Source organism: Flavobacterium frigidum (genome assembly GCF_048286795.2).
On sequence record NZ_JBLVPT020000001.1, the window covers coordinates 290,829 to 309,115 of the forward strand.

The 18,287-nt window shown below is 33.8% G+C and carries 10 protein-coding genes and 1 tRNA gene; 3 read left to right on the plus strand and 8 right to left on the minus strand.

Annotation, left to right across the window (positions count from 1 at the left end; genetic code table 11):
* Window positions 1-16: 16 nt before the first annotated feature.
* From ACNQGB_RS01360 to ACNQGB_RS01375, 4 genes are all read right to left on the minus strand, one after another.
* The gene (locus ACNQGB_RS01360; protein ID WP_417945966.1) at window positions 17-1,597 is read right to left on the minus strand and encodes an amidohydrolase; all 1,581 of its coding nucleotides are present in this window, start codon (window positions 1,595-1,597) and stop codon (window positions 17-19) included.
* Between the two features lie 72 nt (window positions 1,598-1,669).
* Window positions 1,670-3,016, minus strand: a complete 1,347-nt coding sequence (locus tag ACNQGB_RS01365) for an aspartate aminotransferase family protein (RefSeq protein ID WP_309759133.1) — start codon at window positions 3,014-3,016, stop codon at window positions 1,670-1,672.
* A gap of 348 nt (window positions 3,017-3,364) precedes the next feature.
* Window positions 3,365-4,891 (minus strand): Na+/H+ antiporter NhaC family protein, encoded by a 1,527-nt coding sequence (locus ACNQGB_RS01370; protein WP_417945968.1) that lies wholly within the window; start codon window positions 4,889-4,891, stop codon window positions 3,365-3,367.
* A 1,238-nt stretch (window positions 4,892-6,129) separates the two neighbouring features.
* Window positions 6,130-6,200 (minus strand) — tRNA-Gln (locus ACNQGB_RS01375).
* Window positions 6,201-6,439: 239 nt separating this feature from the next.
* Here ACNQGB_RS01375 and ACNQGB_RS01380 point away from each other — a divergent pair.
* Together ACNQGB_RS01380 and ACNQGB_RS01385 are read left to right on the plus strand one after the other, a co-directional pair.
* Window positions 6,440-9,721: a protein O-mannosyl-transferase family gene (locus tag ACNQGB_RS01380; RefSeq protein ID WP_417945969.1), complete on the plus strand. Its 3,282-nt coding sequence runs from the start codon at window positions 6,440-6,442 to the stop codon at window positions 9,719-9,721.
* Between the two features lie 75 nt (window positions 9,722-9,796).
* Window positions 9,797-10,444: a polysaccharide deacetylase family protein gene (locus ACNQGB_RS01385; RefSeq protein ID WP_417945970.1), complete on the plus strand. Its 648-nt coding sequence runs from the start codon at window positions 9,797-9,799 to the stop codon at window positions 10,442-10,444.
* Between the two features lie 9 nt (window positions 10,445-10,453).
* Here the strand turns inward: ACNQGB_RS01385 and ACNQGB_RS01390 are convergent, their stop codons facing one another.
* From ACNQGB_RS01390 to ACNQGB_RS01400, 3 genes are all read right to left on the minus strand, one after another.
* Window positions 10,454-10,750 carry a thioredoxin family protein gene (locus ACNQGB_RS01390; protein ID WP_309759141.1) on the minus strand — a complete coding sequence of 99 codons (297 nt, stop codon included), beginning with the start codon at window positions 10,748-10,750 and terminating at the stop codon, window positions 10,454-10,456.
* Window positions 10,751-10,823: 73 nt separating this feature from the next.
* On the minus strand, window positions 10,824-12,059 hold the full coding sequence (locus ACNQGB_RS01395) for a metallophosphoesterase (RefSeq protein WP_417945971.1): 1,236 nt from the start codon (window positions 12,057-12,059) through the stop codon (window positions 10,824-10,826).
* A 166-nt stretch (window positions 12,060-12,225) separates the two neighbouring features.
* Window positions 12,226-13,716 (minus strand): hypothetical protein, encoded by a 1,491-nt coding sequence (locus ACNQGB_RS01400; RefSeq protein ID WP_417945973.1) that lies wholly within the window; start codon window positions 13,714-13,716, stop codon window positions 12,226-12,228.
* A gap of 295 nt (window positions 13,717-14,011) precedes the next feature.
* On the opposite strand from ACNQGB_RS01400, the gene polA reads away from it, so the two are divergent.
* The gene (gene polA / locus ACNQGB_RS01405; protein ID WP_417945974.1) at window positions 14,012-16,855 is read left to right on the plus strand and encodes a DNA polymerase I; all 2,844 of its coding nucleotides are present in this window, start codon (window positions 14,012-14,014) and stop codon (window positions 16,853-16,855) included.
* Between the two features lie 81 nt (window positions 16,856-16,936).
* Here polA and ACNQGB_RS01410 read toward each other — a convergent pair whose 3' ends face one another.
* A complete protein-coding gene (locus ACNQGB_RS01410; RefSeq protein WP_417945975.1) occupies window positions 16,937-17,959 on the minus strand; it encodes a LacI family DNA-binding transcriptional regulator in 1,023 nt (340 codons plus the stop codon).
* Window positions 17,960-18,287 lie beyond the last annotated feature (328 nt).

The following is an 18,287-nucleotide window of genomic DNA, read 5'->3' on the forward strand; positions in this document are numbered from 1 at the left end:
GATATAGTGTAATTTTTTACTCCTTTTTATATTTTAATTCTCCATTTACCCAAGTTTCATTTACTTCAATGGTAGAAACATCGTCTAATTTAAATGGATTTTTATTCAAAACAATAAAATCGGCATATTTTCCAATGGAAAGACTTCCTTTACTATTTTCTAAATTATCCGCAATAGCACTTCCCATGGTATAAGCACGTAAAGATTGCTCAAAAGTTATTTTCTGGCTTTCGCCAATGACAAAGCCATCCATAGCCTTTCTAGTAACTGCCGTTTCCATATTTATCCAAGGGTTTATTTCTTTTACGACAGGACCGTCCGTAGATAAAGCCAAATTTATTCCGTTATCTAACACCGTTTTGCAAGGGTAGACCACCTCTAATAATTGTTCTGGCAAAGTACTTTTGAAATTATTTGCCAATTCATAAATAAATATTGGTTGCATCGCTGCAGTCATATTCATGTGTTTAAAATCTTTTATATTTTCATTAGATAAAAATCCAACATGCTCAATTCTGTGTTTTAAAGTATTGTCAATTTTGAATAAATCGCGATACACTTTCAAAGTCAAATCAACCGCTTGATGTCCAATTGCATGTGTAGCAACCGAAAATCCTTTTTCAACCGCTTCTTTGGCTGTTTGAAAAAACTTATCGTAATCTAATCTCAAAACACCTTTATAGCCGTCCGTATTTTTATAAGGAACATTCAATGCTGCTGTAGCTGAACTCAAACCGCCATCAGAGAAAAACTTCACAGTTTTTATTTGTAAAAATTCCGATTCATATAATTCCGGTAAAACCTGAATTTCGTCACTACCATCCGGAATTCTAAGCGGAAAAACATTCATTCGCACTTTCAACAATCCTTCTTGGTCCAATTTAATGTAAGCCGCCAATAATTCTTCATTCGCAGCCGGATCAGTTGCACTTGTAATTCCCAAACTTAATAAATACTGATGCGCTTCCAGAATCATGTTTTTATATTCTTCGAAAGTAAATGCTGGTATGTTATTCATGATTAATCCCAAAGCTCTTTCGGTAAAAACACCTTGTAAACATCCATCTTTATTTTTGCGAATTTCCCCTCCAAAAGGAACTTCAGTAGCTTCATCAACTTCTGAAATTGCTATGGCTTTTGAATTGGCAATTCCAATATGAGCGCAAGTTCTAATTACAAAAACCGGTCGATCAGAAATAATTTCATCTAAATCTTCCTTGGTTGGCAATCGTTTTTCTTCTAGTACCATTTCATTAATTCCCCGAGCCAAAATCCACTTTGAGTTCGGATTTTTATCGGCAAACGCTTTTAATAATCTTTTAAATTCCACTATAGATTTTACACCCCGAACATCCAACATATACGTGCGAAGATGACCAATTTTCCAAACATGAATATGTGCATCATTGAGGCCTGGTATAATTGTTTGTTCATTAAAATCAATTTCATTAGAAAAAGAACGAAATTGATTTCGCATTTCGGATTCGGTTCCAATATCCTCAATTTTTCCCAAATAGTTAATTACCATGGAATCGGCCTTTGCAAAAGCAGAATCCATGGTACTAATATTGGCATTATATATCAGTTTAAAAGTCATAATAGTTAATCTTAAAAAGTCTAATTATCGAACAAGTCTTTGCGACTTTCAACTTGTAACTTTTCGTCTAATTTATTTTCTTTCGTTTAATACTTCTTGAATTGCATTTTCGATGACATCTAATCCTTCATGCAATTGCTCGTCAGTGATTACAATTGGAGGTAAAAAACGAATACAATTCGTGTACAATCCAGCTCTGATTAAAATCAATCCATTCGAGACTGATTTTTTGATTACTGCCATAGCAAAATCCATATCAGGTTCTTTAGTTTTTTTATTTTTCACAAATTCAACTACTAGCATCGCTCCTATACCACGAACATCTCCAATGCAAGAAAATTTTTCTGACATCGCATTCAATCGTGTTCTGATGATGTCTCCCACATGAACCGATTTTGCTAAAAATTCAGGTGTGTTAATTTGTTTGACAGTGGCAAGTGCAGCAACTACGGCTATAGGACTGCCAGAATACGTCCCACCAACACCTCCTAAATGTGGTGCATCCATCATTTCTGCTTTTCCTGTCACTGAGCTAATTGGCAATCCTGAACCTATAGATTTGGCCATAGTTACCATGTCAGGAATTACTTCACTGTGCTCTATAGAAAGAAATTTCCCAGTTCTTCCAGCTCCAGATTGAACCTCATCAGCAATAAAAACGATACCATGTTCATCACAAACTTTTCTGATTTTTTCCAAGAAACGTTTTGGCACAGGGATAAAACCACCTTCACCTTGAACAGGCTCGATAATAATTGCGGCAACCGAAGAAGGATCAACATGTGAGATTAAATTCTGGTCGAAACGTTCGATACAGAAATCGATATATTCTTCTTCTGTGAAATTATCTGGTTTGCGATATACATTTGGAGAATGAAAACGATAAATATCCTGAGCGTAACTTCCAAAGCCTTTTTTAAACAAAGCATATTTACTGGTTAAACTCAACGTAAGTAGTGTTCTACCGTGATAAGCGCCTTCGAAACAAATTACTGCAGGACGTTTTGTGTAATATCTTGCAATTTGCACTGCGTTTTCAACTGCTTCTGATCCGGAGCAAGCTAATAATGTTTTCTTAGGAAAATCACCTGGTGTAATATTATTAAGCAACTCAGCAAATTCTAAATAAGGTTCAAAAGTAGTAACCAATGCACCCGTATGCAGGTATTTATCAATTTGATCTTTTATCGCATCAACAACTACTTGAGGTCTATGACCTAAGTTGACCATTCCAATTCCCCCAGCAAAGTCGATCAATTGGTTTCCGTCTACATCCCACACTAAAGCACCTTCTGCTTTTTCAACAACCACTTCAGTAGATTTTCCTAAGCCAGCAGGTAAAGCAGCTGCTCTTCTTGCTAATATTTCTTTACTTTTTGGTCCAGGAATTTCTGATACTTTCTTAATTTGAGTTCCCATTTTTTTTTATTTTAATTCTGTTCTGTTTTTATTTTGCAATCGTTTTATTTAACTATAATCTTAATCGGACAGTAAATATATTAGAGTAATTACAATCCAGAATTTAGGATAATTTAAATAATTATATAAAGTTTTGATCCATCTATTCCTAGTTTTCTCTATGGCGTAATCGAAGGAACTTTATTTTTATTTATTTTCAATCCGTAACAATATTGTTCAATTTTCATTTTGTCTTTTACTTTTCCGCAACCAATTATCATTACTGCTCTAATCTGACTTATCAAATCTAAAGTTTTACATGCTTCCAGAAGAACGGTTTACATATATTTAGGCATGCTATTATTACTTTTAAAGCACATAACCAGCTATTAAATATAAAATTGATGATACTCCAAATATTACCAACTGGTATGGGAACTGTGAAATACCATGTTTCATCATATCTATTTTACAAGACTGCGCTGTAAGCACCCTATTGTCTGAGAAGAAACATGCTGCCGCTCCCCAAACAGTTCCTGAAGCCAAAGCGCCTTGGGTTAGCCAAAAATCTGCTCCAAGGGAACGAGACAATATGGCTGTAGTTGGCACTAAAATGGCATATATCCCCCAGTTTGAACCTGTAGACCAACAAATCCATGCTACTAAAGCAAATACAACAAAAGGCAATGTTGAACCATTTAACCAGCTAATTCCTTGCAATTTCTCTGCTACAAATTCATTAAATCCCAATCCGTTTTGAACATCTTTTAATAAATAGGTCATTCCTAGAACCACTAACACGAAAGTGATTGATTCCATACCTTTGACAAAATTGTTTGAAATTCTATTAAATTTTATGATTCCTGATACTAAATAAAATAGGTATGTAAATACACAAGCTGTTGCTATTCCACGAAGGGCATCAATGTTACTGAAAATTGATTCAGAAGAAAAAGTTAAACTATTCCAATATTCTGAATCGTACGGATAAGGAAAAATGGTACACCAGATTAAAATAAACAAAGGCAAAATAAAATAGACTAACTTCCCTTCTCTTACAGGCTTTTTCTTCATTTTTACATCATCCGCATCAATTACCTTCACAAGTGCTTCCGACTCCTTGATTGCTTTTGTATACGGGACTAACTGAAATACTACTAATGCGCCCAGAATTAATGAAACCCACGCTGAAAAATTATAAGGAATTGTTCCTAAAAATGCTTCAATTGGACTTGTTATGACTTTACCAGCACTATTTAAAACTCCTCCTTGAATAGCCGCTATTTGAGTTCCATAAAAAATAGTCCAGGTAGAAATAGGAAATATTATTGTCAATGGCACACAAACAAAACTCAAAACCAAAGCTAATTTCTCTCTTGAAACACCAAATTTATCTGTAATAGGGCGCATCGTATTACCAACAGACAATGCACTTAAATAGTCATCCAGAAAAAAGAAGAAGCTTAAAAAATAGGTCATAATTAAAGACTGCTTTTTATTTTTAACGTGATTCTCCGAATATCTCCCTACTGCATTTATTCCTCCAGATGCAACTAATAGCTGCACAAATGCACCGTATAAAATGCATACTAAAATTACCCATATTAGTCCCTGATCGTGAGCGTCTCTGGAAATCGATGAAAACATTCCGTCAAACATGTTGAGAGGAAAAATCATTCCTTGTCCTTCTGGAAAAAATTCTTTAGATCCACCTTGCATAGCCAATAATACAAAACCAACAGCACAACCTATTATTAGGGGTTCCAAGGCTTTTCTTGTCATTATTGCAATTCCTAATACAGTAAATGCAGGAACTAAAGCGTGCCAATTAATAAAATAACAAAGTCCAGCCAAAAATAGTAAGGCGACTCCAATAATAGTTGAGATTGATTTCATTGAGTTTTGGTTTTTGGTTGATAGAATAATTTAAAATGGTCAGTTTTAAATTTGCGCTTTAAAATAAATATTATTTAGTATTGTAAATAAATTAATAATTACCTTATTTTTTGTAAATCTAACAATAATTTTAATATTAATAAAAAATAATACTATTTTTTATTAAAAAATGCTTAAGAAAAACTAATTACGGTATTTGATGAAGAAAGAAGCTTTATAAATAGTGCGTTAAAATCAGATATATCAAATGGAATTTATATCATTAAATCTTTAATAAATTATAGGTAACCGACTACTTTAAATGAATCTAATAGAACCGATTTGAATGAAATTATTGATTTTGTATAAAAACATACAAACAGTTATCACCAAAAAAGAGTACAAATATTCTAAAAACACAAGCAAGTAGTAGAAAAAATTGCCCTGAATTAATGCCTTTATTTATCATAAAAATTCATGTCGAAATTAAAGTTTGGTTTATAAAATTTACAGCCTCATGAATATTGCTCGAATAGACAACAAAATAAATAATACACTTTTGCTTACAAAGAAAATCTCAAGTAACGACCAACACGAATTATAATTATTTATTCGCAAAAAATATATTAAATAGTAAGTTTGCAGTAAAAAATGTCTCTTTAAAAGTATGGTTTTCAGATAGTACTTATATCCAAACCAAAGACGGATTGGTATTCCTAAATACTATTAAAGATTTGTGCGACCGAAAAACCTAAACTGGAGTTTGAATCTTCTAAGCGCACATAAGCCGGGCAATAGCGAACAGGCAAAGTAAAACTTACTTAAAGTAAACAGAATGGTTATTAAAACTAGCAGTGTTTAAGGAAATTTGATCTTCATTTGGACAAAGATTTCCGATATGCTAGCAAAAAAGGTTTAAAAGTTATAATTCCCACAAAAATAAACCGTAAATCAAAATACTTGAATAATACTGTAGCTAAAAGCTTTTGTAAATCATTACAACCGTATTGATTTATGGGAACTAACTAATTTTTAATGAACAAATAAAATTGAAAACAGTTGACCCGAACAATAGCGAATTGGTGAAACAAAACATTTAGATTTGGTACAGATAAAAAGAAATTCTTTTTTAAATAATATGTGCTTTTTATTTGCACATCAAATTTATACCAATAGCATACCTAATAGAACCTATGAAATTACTACACCAAAAAAAATCCCGTAAACATAATGTTTACGGGATTTCTAAAATTTGCTAGTTGGTCTACTAGGACTCGAACCTAGAAAGACTGCACCAAAAACAGTTGTGTTACCATTACACCATAGACCAGCTTTGCTGCTAAGCGAGTGCAAATTTAAAATAAATTTTAGTTTGTACAAGTTTATTTTGCCTTTTTATGAAAAAAAAAATTGCTAAAATTTCAAAACAACTTCAAATGAACACAAAACCCGTTTACAATCAATGCGTTATTAAAATGTACTACTTTTCTAGAAAATAATGTTAATGGTATGCCCGTTCAACAAAAAAACATTTTCTTTGTAACTCAAAATTAAATTAAATTTAAGTACATGGATAAAGCAGCATTCAATTTCAATAAGTGGAATACAATTATTGGTTGGCTTACATTTGGAATCGCATTATTAACATACACTTTAACCGTTGAACCCACTATGAGTTTTTGGGATTGCGGGGAATACATTGCCACTGCAGCAAAATTAGAAGTAGGTCACCCTCCAGGAGCGCCCTTATACCAGATGATTGGCGCTTTTTTTGCTATGTTTGCTTCCGACAATACAAAAATTGCCTTAATGGTCAATATGATGTCAGTCTTTTCGAGTGCCTTTACCATTTTGTTTTTATTTTGGTCTTCATCAATCATCTTAAGAAAATTAGTTTCCCGATTTTCAGAATTAAATAAAAATAATGATGTTGTTATTCTTGGGAGTTCTTTCGTTGGGGCATTAGCCTATACTTTTTCGGATAGTTTTTGGTTTAATGCCGTTGAAGCCGAAGTATATGCCATGGCCTCCTTATTTATTGCTTTGTTATTCTGGTTGGGTTTGCGCTGGGAACAAGACATGGACAAACCAAGAGGCAACAAATGGTTGTTAATTATCTCACTGGTTGTTGGACTTTCTTTTGGCGTTCACTTCATGGCTTTATTAACAATTCCTGCAATAGGTTTTCTTTACTTTTTCAAAAATTATAAAGTGGTTACACTTAAAAATTTTATTATTGCTAATATCGTCGTGATTGCTGTATTACTATTTATTTTCAAATTGCTTTTGCCTCTTACTATGGGATTCTTTGGCAAAACCGAAGTTTTTATGGTAAATAGTCTTGGGCTACCATTTGACTCAGGAAGCATCTTTGTTACCGTATTGCTCATTGCGTTGTTTTATTTTGGCTTGCAGTACACTAACAAAAAAGGGCTTGCAACCTACAATACCTTAATATTGTGTGTTCTTTTTATACTGATTGGTTTTTCTACTTGGATGATGTTACCAATTCGTGCTAATGCTAATACCGTTATCAACGAAAACAAACCTTCTGATGCTGCTGAAGTTCTAGCATATTACAACAGAGAACAATACGGTGTGAATCCTCTATTTTACGGACCGCAATACACTGAAGCGTTTGCTGGTTTAGACAAGGAAAAACCCTATCTAGACAAAGCACCTAATTATGAACGTGATTACAAAACTGGAAAGTATATCATTACCAATAATTTCAAAAATGCCGATCAAAATACGGATAACAACCAGAAAACGATTTTACCAAGGATGTGGAGCGGTGATCATATTGAAAACTATATGAATTTTACTAATCCTCCAGAGTTTAAATTGAATCCTGATTATCCATACGAAGATGATTTAGCTAAATACGGTATTGATCCAAGTCAATTAAGTGAGGAAGATTATAACAAAGCCATTGCGCAGCTGAGAAATGAAACTGAAAAAATTGTTACCGAATTCAGACAAGCGTATGCTCAAAAACAAATTGATAATGAAGGTTATATTACCTTCTTAAAAAGCTATGGTGATTATCTATTAGTTGAAAAACCTAGCACTATTGATAACCTAGGATTCATGGTTGAATATCAATTTGGCTATATGTATTGGAGGTATTTGATGTGGAATTTTGTTGGAAGACAAAATGATATCCAAGGAAAATACGATTATCTGGACGGAAACTGGCTTAGTGGTATCACTTTTATTGATGAATTACACTTGGGAAGTCAAGACAATCTCCCATCGGATGTACTTAATAATAAAGGACGCAATGTGTATTTCTTTTTACCTTTTATTTTAGGATTAATTGGTTTAATGTATCATGCCAATAAAGACTTGAAAAGCTTTTACGTTTTACTTGCTTTGTTCCTTTTTACGGGAATAGCACTGAAAATTTATCTTAACGAGAGACCTTTCGAACCAAGAGAAAGAGATTATGCTTTGGTAGGATCTTTCTACGTATTTGCTATCTGGATTGGTTTTGGAGTATATGCTTTATATGAGAGCGCTACAAAATATCTGGCTCCAAAACTAGCAGGCCCGTTACTTATAGCATCCTGTTTACTAGCAGCGCCAGTACTTATGGCATCTCAAAACTGGGATGATCACGATCGCTCTGGAAAATACACTGCAGTTGCAATGGCAAAAGCCTATTTAGAATCTTGTGATCCAAATGCCATTTTATTCACCATTGGTGATAATGATACCTTCCCACTCTGGTACGCACAAGAAATTGAAGGCGTAAGAACAGATGTCAAAATCGTAAATACAAGTTTGTTTATGACCGATTGGTATATTGATCAAATGAAAACAAAAACCTATGAATCAGATCCATTGCCCATCTCCTTTACACATGATCAATACGTGGGTGACAAGCTGGATTATGTAGCTCATATTCCAAAGGTAGAAAGCCGTTGGGATATCAAGGATTTGATTGCTTTTATTAAAAATCCAAAATCAACAGTAGACATGCAAAATGGTCAAACCATCCATTTTTACCCAACAAATAAGATCAGAATACCTGTTGATAAATATACAATTATTAAAAACAAAGTCGTTAATCCAAAAGATCATGACTCGATTGTTCCATACATTGACCTAGACATTAAAGGCAATGCCTTATACAAAAACAGGTTAATGATGCTTGATATTGTAGCTAATAATAACTGGAAAAGACCAATCTATTTTAGTGGTGGAGCATTTGATAGCGAGGACTATCTCTGGATGAAAGAATACCTTCAACTTGAAGGAATGGTTTACAAACTAGTTCCGATAAGAACAATTTTAACAAAAGACGCAAGCCCACTTGACATGGGACAAATAGATGCGGATAAAATGTATGCCAAAGTAATGAAATGGGATTGGGGCAATAGCGAAAGCCCTAACATATACCATGATCCTGAAACAAGAAAGAACAGTGTTAACTACCGTTCCTATCTCTCTAGGCTAATGAACCAATTGATACTAGAAGGTAAAAAAGATAAAGCAAAAAACATTATCAATCTGGCAATGACGAAAATGCCAGTAGAATATTTTGACTATTATTCTTTAGTAGAGCCGTTTGCCGGTGGTTACTACAAAATTAATGAGCCATTAAAAGCACAACAATTACTAGACAAATTGATCATGAAGTACAGAGAAAATCTGAATTATTATGGTAAACTTGCTCCTTCAGAACAAACTAGCATTGCAATTCCTATTATTACAGATATTGAGCGCTACAGAAGTCTGCTGACGGTTATGAAAGAGAATGGCGATTTAAATTTTTACAATAAAAACCGAATCATTTTCAATACGTACATCAAAATGTTTGAACGTTTTGGAAGAGATAGAGAATAATTGAAACTGAAAAACTCCAATTAGAAAAAATAGCGATGTTGAAAAATGTCGCTATTTTTTTTATATTTAAAAAAAATGAAATTCTACTGGATCAAAACAAGTTGGATTATTAAAAAAATTTTCTCTCATTATACTTGGGATGTTTCCAATGTAGAAAAAGATAAAACCGTCTACCTCACCTTTGATGACGGACCTATTCCTGAAATCACTCCATGGGTTTTAAAAGAATTAAAAAAACACCAAGTACAAGCCACATTTTTTTGCATTGGAAACAACATCGAAAAAAATTCTGAAGTATTTCAAACCATTATTAGTGAAGGTCACACAATAGGAAACCACACCTACAACCATTTGAACGGTTGGAAAACCACAACAGCATCGTACCTTGCAAATGTTGCATTATGCGAAGAAGCAATTCAAAAAAACAGCCATTATAGTCTAAAAGCAAGACTTTTTCGCCCTCCATATGGAAAAATAAAAATCTCTCAATCAAGAAGATTAAGAAGAATTGGTTACAAAATAATTATGTGGGATGTATTGAGTGCTGATTTTGATGCAAATGTTTCGCAAGAACAATGCTTGGAAAACGTATTGTCAAACATAAGACCAGGAAGCATACTTGTTTTTCATGATAGCTTAAAAGCTTTCAAAAACTTAGAATATGCGCTTCCTAAAACTTTAATTTATTTAAAAGAAAACAACTTTACTTGTGGAGTATTGTAAGCAATAAAATTACAATTGTTCTTGAACGATATTAATGATTGTATTGGCATCTAATTCACCAGATTGTCTCCAGATCATTTGCCCTTGTTTGTAAATCATCAACGTAGGTAAGCCCTTGATGCGTAAAGCATCGGCTAATTCCTGATTCTTGTCTACATCAATCTTTATTACTTTTGCTTTATCACCAAGAGCGGCTGCTACATCTCTAATTACAGGATGCATTAAAACTGAAGGTTCGTTCCATTCTGTGTAAAAGTCAATCAACACAGGTACTTGAGTATTTATAAGTTCTCCAAATTTTGACATAAAACCAAAAATTTAATTTTTTAAATTCACTAAAAAGAGCTGTATATAGTACAAATGTAGCATTTAAAACGAATTATGCCACACTAACGCCTTTTTTTAGTTCGATGACGGTTATTTCGGGCATGATTCCTACTCTCCCGGGATAGGCGTGAAATCCAAAGCCTCTGTTTACGTAAACGTATCTGCCCATATTTTCATACAATCCTGCCCATTGTTTGTACACATATTGCGCCAAACTCCATTTGAAATATCCCGGTATTTCTATTCCAAACTGCATTCCGTGGGTATGACCGGAAAGCGTGAGATGAAAATTTTTATCGTGATCCTTCACTTCATGTTCCCAATGCGAGGGATCATGGCTCATCAAAATTTTAAAATCTTTTTGACTTAGCCCTTCAGAAGCTTTATTAATATCGCCTGCTTTTTTAAAGTTATTCCCCCAGTTCTCTACACCAACTAATGCAATCTTTTCAGTTCCCTTTTCTATAAAAGTATGTTCATTCAGCATTAACTTAAAACCTATTTGACCGTACAAATCTTTAATAGCTTTAAAATTATTTTCTTTGGCAACCTCAGAAGGCCAAGTGACATACTCTCCATAATCGTGGTTTCCCAAAACAGAATACTTTCCATATTCGTGTTTTTTAATCCCATTAAAGGCTTCTATCCAAGGGTGCATTTCTTTGGCATCGGTATTTACGATGTCGCCAGTAAACAACATTAAATCAGAGTTTTGTTCGTTTACTAAGTCAATTGCATACTTAATTTTCTCTGGATTATCAAAACTTCCGCTGTGTAAATCTGAGATTTGAGTGATGGTAAAACCGTCAAATGCCTCTGGTAAATCTGGAAAGAAAATGCGTTGCTTTATTACCTTATAATTGTATTTACCAACAGTGATCCCATAAATTAAAGATAAAAAAGGTACTGCGGCAATCCCCAATCCAATTTGACTAACAAATTTTCTTCTCGATTTAAGAAAATCGGTAGAATTATCATAGTCAACAAAATAATTGACAGCTCCGGCTCCAACTCTAAAAATATCTTCACCCATCAATATGAAGGTCAAGATTAACTTTGGCACATAAACAATAAGCAACAAACCCATAGTAAACATTGTTTGTTGCGTTTGTCCAACGCTACGATCAAATTGCATCAAGGCATATACGATGTACACTAAAACCAAGATGCTTACTAACTCAATCGAAATTAATACTAGTTTAGATTTTATTAAAGTTTTTAATACCTGAAAAGTATAAAGTTCAATTACTAATAGAATTGAACATAAGAGTACGATACGAAAGATCATTAAAATTATTTTTTTGACAAAATAACAAAAGATTTGAACAAACTAACTTGGCATTAATTAAAATTTAACGGTTGGTTAAGCTTCAAAAAAATGTTTTCTGATTGTGGAAAACCGCATCATATAGTATTTTATGACGCGGTTTATTTTTAGCAGAAATTATTATTGTTTACTTGATAGACATATTATATGAACGAAAAGTGAATAATTTATTTGATCCATTTAATCGTCTTATACACAATTCAACATACTCACCATTGGCGAGAGTTACAGTTCCCAATACTGCAATACTCTGTATATTTGTATTGTTAGAATCGATAAACGTTTCGGAAGAAGTAATCAATGTGATAGGAGTTCCTCCAGCAGCAGATTTTACAAAATAAAATAAAAGATCTGTACTACCATTGTCACCTTCAAAAGAAATTGAAGCTGAAACAGAAAAAGTTCTTGATTTTTTACCTAGATAAACAAGTCTATTAGCTGTTGCACCATCCATTCTAAATAAATTGCTTGAAATAGTGGTTCCTGGTACTTTATAAGTTGCATTAGTATCCGGTAAAGTGCCAGAAGGTGAAGCTGGCACCCTATCTAAGTGCACGCTACCCGTTGCAAACGAATCTCCTTCTGTAGGAATTCCCGCGCATCTTACGTTCCAATTATTATTAAAATTATACCCAGAATAAGTTCCAACTGTGTATCCATTTACATATTTACCTGTAGATACTGTACCTGTAAAAACAACACTCTCCATTACAGCATCTCCAGTAATAGCGGGATTTGTAGAAACATCTACTCCTGTAGCTGCACCATTTACTTCACTAAAACCACCTTGTTTTTGTAGTAAAGAGAATGTACCAGTAAACTTTTCAAAAGTACCTGCATTATTTCCAAACCAAGCAGTGTTGCTTAATAGAACCCTTGAGCAGTTGGTATAAGTGATTCCCGTTGTATTCCCTAAATAATTAACAATTGAGAAAAATACTAAGGCAAAACCACTAATTGTTCCCACATTGGCTGAACCAGAAACAATACAATCTCTGAAGATCAAACCTTGTGTGTTACCCGAACCAATCAAATTAAAAACAGAACTCCCTCCTGCAATAGTAAGATTTTTTACTACTCCTCCCGATGCGCCATCAAATAGAAAACCACTTGTTTTGAAAAGTATATCCTCATTAGTATCTATTCCTATTAAACTGGCATTATTCAAATCAATTGGAAAGTTAAAAGTAACTATTCCATTAATTTCGTAGTGGGTTGCACTATCTAATACATATTTAGCACCACCACCAGCTGCTAACTCTGTTGCTAAAACAGTAGCTAAAACATCAGTAGATCTAATTCGCTTGAATTTTAATCGTCCCGAAGCAGCACTATTCATAACAGTCCAAGTTGCAGTCGATGAGTTGTAATAATGAAAAGCTTTTAAATCAGTATCGTACACCATCAAACCATCTGCTGGCGATGCTATGGCAGTTCTTTGCGCCGTTGTCATTCTGGGCGTCAACATCCCTTGAGTTGTCGATGTAATGTCTAGTACCGAACTAGCATTTGGGGTAACAGTTCCTATACCTACTTGGGCAAACACATTTGTAGTCAATATTAAAAAAAATAACATACTGACTTGCAATACCTTTTTTGAAAAATAATTTTTTCCCATGATACAACAATTTAAAGATTAGAGAACTACGTCGCTTTTAGTTATGATGTAAATATACATAAATAATCGATTAAATACATAAATAAACGTTAAAAAGCACAATATGTCTAATTATAAGGTTAAATTCTTATTAATTTTTAGATTTAAAAATAATTAACCTTTTTTTTCTTATAGAATATAATTATACTTTTCTTGCAACAAAAACCAATACGCTAACAGAATAAGAATTGTTTAATTCCTTCACTTCATTTTCTCGCAAGTTTTGTACTTTTGAACTCTTTACAAAATCACAACTATGTCAGCACAAAAACGACTTTTTCTCCTTGATGCCTATGCTTTAATTTTTAGAGGCTATTATGCTTTTATAAAAAACCCAAGAATCAACTCTAAAGGAATGGACACCTCAGCCATTATGGGGTTTATGAATTCCTTAATGGATGTAATCAAAAGAGAAAAGCCAGATCATTTAGCCGTAGCTTTTGATAAAGGAGGAAGCCAACTGCGAAATGATATCTTCCCAGAATACAAAGCACATCGGGACGCAACACCCGAAGCAATAAAAATAGCAGTTCCATACATTCAGGATTTACTAAAAGCCATGCACATTCCTATCATAGAAGTAGCAGGTTATGAAGCCGATGATTTAATAGGAACTATTGCAAAACAAGCCGAAAAGCAAAACTACCAAGTGTATATGGTGACCCCAGATAAGGATTTTGCTCAGTTGGTATCCGAAAATATATTCATGTATAAACCTGCTCGTATGGGTAATGGGATTGAGATTTGGGGTATTCCTGAGGTTTTGGCAAAATTTGAAATCGAAAGACCCGAGCAAGTAATTGATTTTCTTGGAATGATGGGCGATGCTGCAGATAATATTCCTGGACTGCCAGGCGTAGGCGAAGTAACTGCTAAGAAATTGCTGAAAGAATTTGGCACTATGGAAAATCTTTTGGCTAATACGGATAAGCTAAAAGGTAAAATGAAAGAAAACATTGAAGCCAACAAGGAAAAAGGACTACTGTCCAAAACTTTAGCCACAATAATCCTTGACTGCCCTGTTGTTTTTAACGAACCGGATTATGAGCTTTCTACGCCCGATGTTGAAAAAATAGATGCACTTTTTAATGAATTAGAGTTTAGACGAATGGCGGAGCAATTTGACGCCATTTTTAAAAAAGGCGATTCCGCAGCAACCACAACAAACACTGTTGACGACGCTAAGCTGTATAAAAAACCACAACCAAAAAACGAAGATCAGTTTGATCTTTTTGGGAGTACTTCCGCAAATGATTCTGATGAAGAGGCGCGCCATCAATTTTATAATACATTAGACAATACCACGCATTCGTATCAAATTGTTCAAGGCGATTTGGGATTGCGATTGCTTTTGCAAAATTTACAAAATCAAACTGCAGTGTGTTTTGATACCGAAACTACTGGATTAGATGCTTTGCACGCTAAGTTGGTAGGAATCTCTTTCTCTTACGAAAAAGGAAAAGGATTCTACGTTCCTTTTCCCGAAAATCAAGAGGAAGCACAAACTTTAATTGAAAAATTCATTCCTTTTTTCGAAAATGAGAACATCGAGAAAATTGGTCAGAATTTAAAGTACGATTTAAAGATTCTTTCTAATTACCACGTTATCGTAAAAGGAAAATTATTCGACACCATGATTGCACATTATCTGATTAATCCGGATATGCGTCACAATATGGATATTTTATCGGAAACGTATTTAAAATATTCACCTCAATCCATTGAAGCCTTAATTGGTAAAAAAGGGAAAAACCAAAAATCAATGCGAGATGTTGAAATGGAGGAAATCAAAGAATATGCTGTTGAAGATGCTGATGTGACCTTGCAACTCAAGGAAATATTCACCTTAGAATTGGATAAAACCGGAACCAAGAAACTTTTTGAGGAAATTGAAATTCCGTTGGTAAAAGTTCTGGCTGACATGGAAAAAGAAGGAATTCGGGTTGATGTAGATTTCTTAAAATCAATGTCGAAAACACTGGATGAAGACATTAAAAAATTAGAAACAAGCATATTTGAAACTGCAGGTGAAAAATTCAACTTGGCTTCACCAAAACAGCTGGGTGATGTTTTATTCGATAAATTAAAAATTGGTGGTGTAAAGCAAAAGAAAACCAAAACCGGTCAGTATGCAACAGGCGAGGAAATCTTAAGTTATTTAGCTGCCGAAAACCCAATTGTAAAAGACATTCTGGATTGGAGACAGTTGGTAAAACTACAAAATACCTATGTCGAGGCTCTGCCAAACCAAGTTGACAAAATTACAAATCGCATTCATACCGATTATATGCAAACGGTGGCCGCAACAGGCCGTTTGAGTTCGAATAATCCCAATCTACAAAACATCCCTATTCGTACCGAACGAGGAAGACAGATTAGAAAAGCATTTGTAGCTAGAGACGAAAATTACACTTTGGTTTCTGCGGATTATTCTCAAATAGAATTGCGTGTAATTGCTGCATTAAGTGGCGAAGAAAACATGATTAAAGCATTCCAAAATCAGGAAGACATTCACAAATCTACCGCTTCAAAAGTATTTAATGTCCCGCTAGCAGAAGTGACTCGCGAGCAACGAAGTCATGCCAAAACGGTAAATTTTGGAATCATATATGGTGTTTCTGCTTTTGGATTAAGCAATCAAACCAACTTGTCTCGCAAAGAAAGTGCTGATTTGATTGAAGCCTATTACCAGACGTATCCCCGATTAAAATCTTATATTCAGGAGCAAATAGATTTTGCAAGGGATAATGGTTTTGTACAAACTATAGTGGGGCGACGTCGCTATTTAAAAGACATTAACTCACAAAACGCTATTGTTCGTGGTGGTGCAGAACGAAATGCGGTAAATGCGCCTATTCAAGGAAGTGCTGCTGATATTATCAAAATTGCGATGATTAACATTCATCAAAAACTAACTGACGAAAACTGGAAGAGTAAAATGCTGCTTCAAGTACATGATGAATTGGTATTTGATGTACATAATGATGAACTCGAAAAAATCAAACCGATGATTAAACACGAAATGGAACACGCATTCCAGTTAGATGTTCCGTTGGAAGTTGATTTAGGAGTAGGAAAAGATTGGCTGGAAGCGCATTAAAATGATCTTCCTCATCACAAAAAAAATGGCTAATCATTCAGAAACGATTAGCCATTTTTTTGTTGCTATAACAATCAGTTACTACAATTTTCTTGTTGACTCTCTTTCTTTTAATTTTGTTTTAATGACAACTGTTTCATAAGGAACATACTCTTCTTTAGATTCTAATCTGTCGATAAGCAATTTTGCAGCAACCTCACCTATTTCAATTCCGTGCTGACTTATTGTTGTTAAACTGGGAGTCAATCTGCGAGAAGCCAAAATTCCGTCAGCAAAACCAATTATTGAAATATCTTCTGGAACTTTAAATCCTTTTTTTAAGGCCAGACGCAATGCAGTAACCGAGTCGTTCTCTTCAATAGCAAAGATTCCGTCTATTTTATTCTCGAATATTTTTTCTATTTTCACTGTCAAATCCTCTTCGGCATCCGTTCGAATAATAATACTAGAATTAATAGCAATACCATTATTTTCTAATGCTTTCAGATATCCTTCGGCTCTTAGCTTACCTACACTCAAATTATCAATTGAGGATATCAAAGCAATATTTTTGCACCCCAAATCAATAAGGTGCTGTGTTGCATTACGTGCAGAGTCGAAATCATCTACAATTACCTTGTCGCAATCAACCCCTTCTGCAATTCGATCAAACATCACTATTGGAGTCCCATCATTAATAATTGCTGAGAAATGATAGTAATCTTGATTTTTCTGTGCTTCCTCAGACACCGAAACAATAAATCCATCAATAGTGCCATTACTCAACATTTCCAGTGTATGCTCTTCTTTCTCTGCTGATTCATTAGAAATACACATAATCACGTTATATCCCTTTCCATCAGCCATTTTTTCTATGCCACTAAAAACTTTAGCAAAAAATGAATTCAGAATATTTGGAATAATCACACCAATGGTTTTCGTCTTTCTATTCTTGAGATTTATACCAATTACATTGGGTTTATAATTTTTGAGCTTAGCATATTCTTTAATTTTTATCTTCGTTTGTTCGCTAATCTCTGGACTATCGTTCAATGCTTTAGAGACTGTAGATACAGAAACATTTAATTCTTTGGCGATTTGTTTTAAAGTTGCTTTGGCCTTCATAGGTGAAATATTAGAAAATATATGGTGGGTTTTGAAGAATAAAAAACATACAATATAGCTATAAGCTGTTTTAAAACCAAAAATAGCCAATAAAATATAATATTGAGTTCAGAAAATTGGAAAAACACAATTAATCAAAATAAAAACGTACAACGCTCTAGTAGAATTAGTTCAGAAATGGGTGTCGCCATTTTATAACTTGGCTCATAATCTTAAATATACATTTGATAATCAGTGCAAATACCAGATAAAAATATTCATTTAAGGTATTTGTATTTAAAATAATTAATTGTACTTTTGCAACCCCTTTATTGGGGATGGAATGTTT

Coding starts and splice junctions, on each gene's coding strand:
- ACNQGB_RS01360 (WP_417945966.1), bottom strand. CDS start 1,597: ATGACTTTTAAACTGATATATAATGCCAATATTAGTACCATGGATTCT.
- ACNQGB_RS01365 (WP_309759133.1), bottom strand. CDS start 3,016: ATGGGAACTCAAATTAAGAAAGTATCAGAAATTCCTGGACCAAAAAGT.
- ACNQGB_RS01370 (WP_417945968.1), bottom strand. CDS start 4,891: ATGAAATCAATCTCAACTATTATTGGAGTCGCCTTACTATTTTTGGCT.
- ACNQGB_RS01380 (WP_417945969.1), top strand. CDS start 6,440: ATGGATAAAGCAGCATTCAATTTCAATAAGTGGAATACAATTATTGGT.
- ACNQGB_RS01385 (WP_417945970.1), top strand. CDS start 9,797: ATGAAATTCTACTGGATCAAAACAAGTTGGATTATTAAAAAAATTTTC.
- ACNQGB_RS01390 (WP_309759141.1), bottom strand. CDS start 10,750: ATGTCAAAATTTGGAGAACTTATAAATACTCAAGTACCTGTGTTGATT.
- ACNQGB_RS01395 (WP_417945971.1), bottom strand. CDS start 12,059: ATGATCTTTCGTATCGTACTCTTATGTTCAATTCTATTAGTAATTGAA.
- ACNQGB_RS01400 (WP_417945973.1), bottom strand. CDS start 13,716: ATGGGAAAAAATTATTTTTCAAAAAAGGTATTGCAAGTCAGTATGTTA.
- polA (WP_417945974.1), top strand. CDS start 14,012: ATGTCAGCACAAAAACGACTTTTTCTCCTTGATGCCTATGCTTTAATT.
- ACNQGB_RS01410 (WP_417945975.1), bottom strand. CDS start 17,959: ATGAAGGCCAAAGCAACTTTAAAACAAATCGCCAAAGAATTAAATGTT.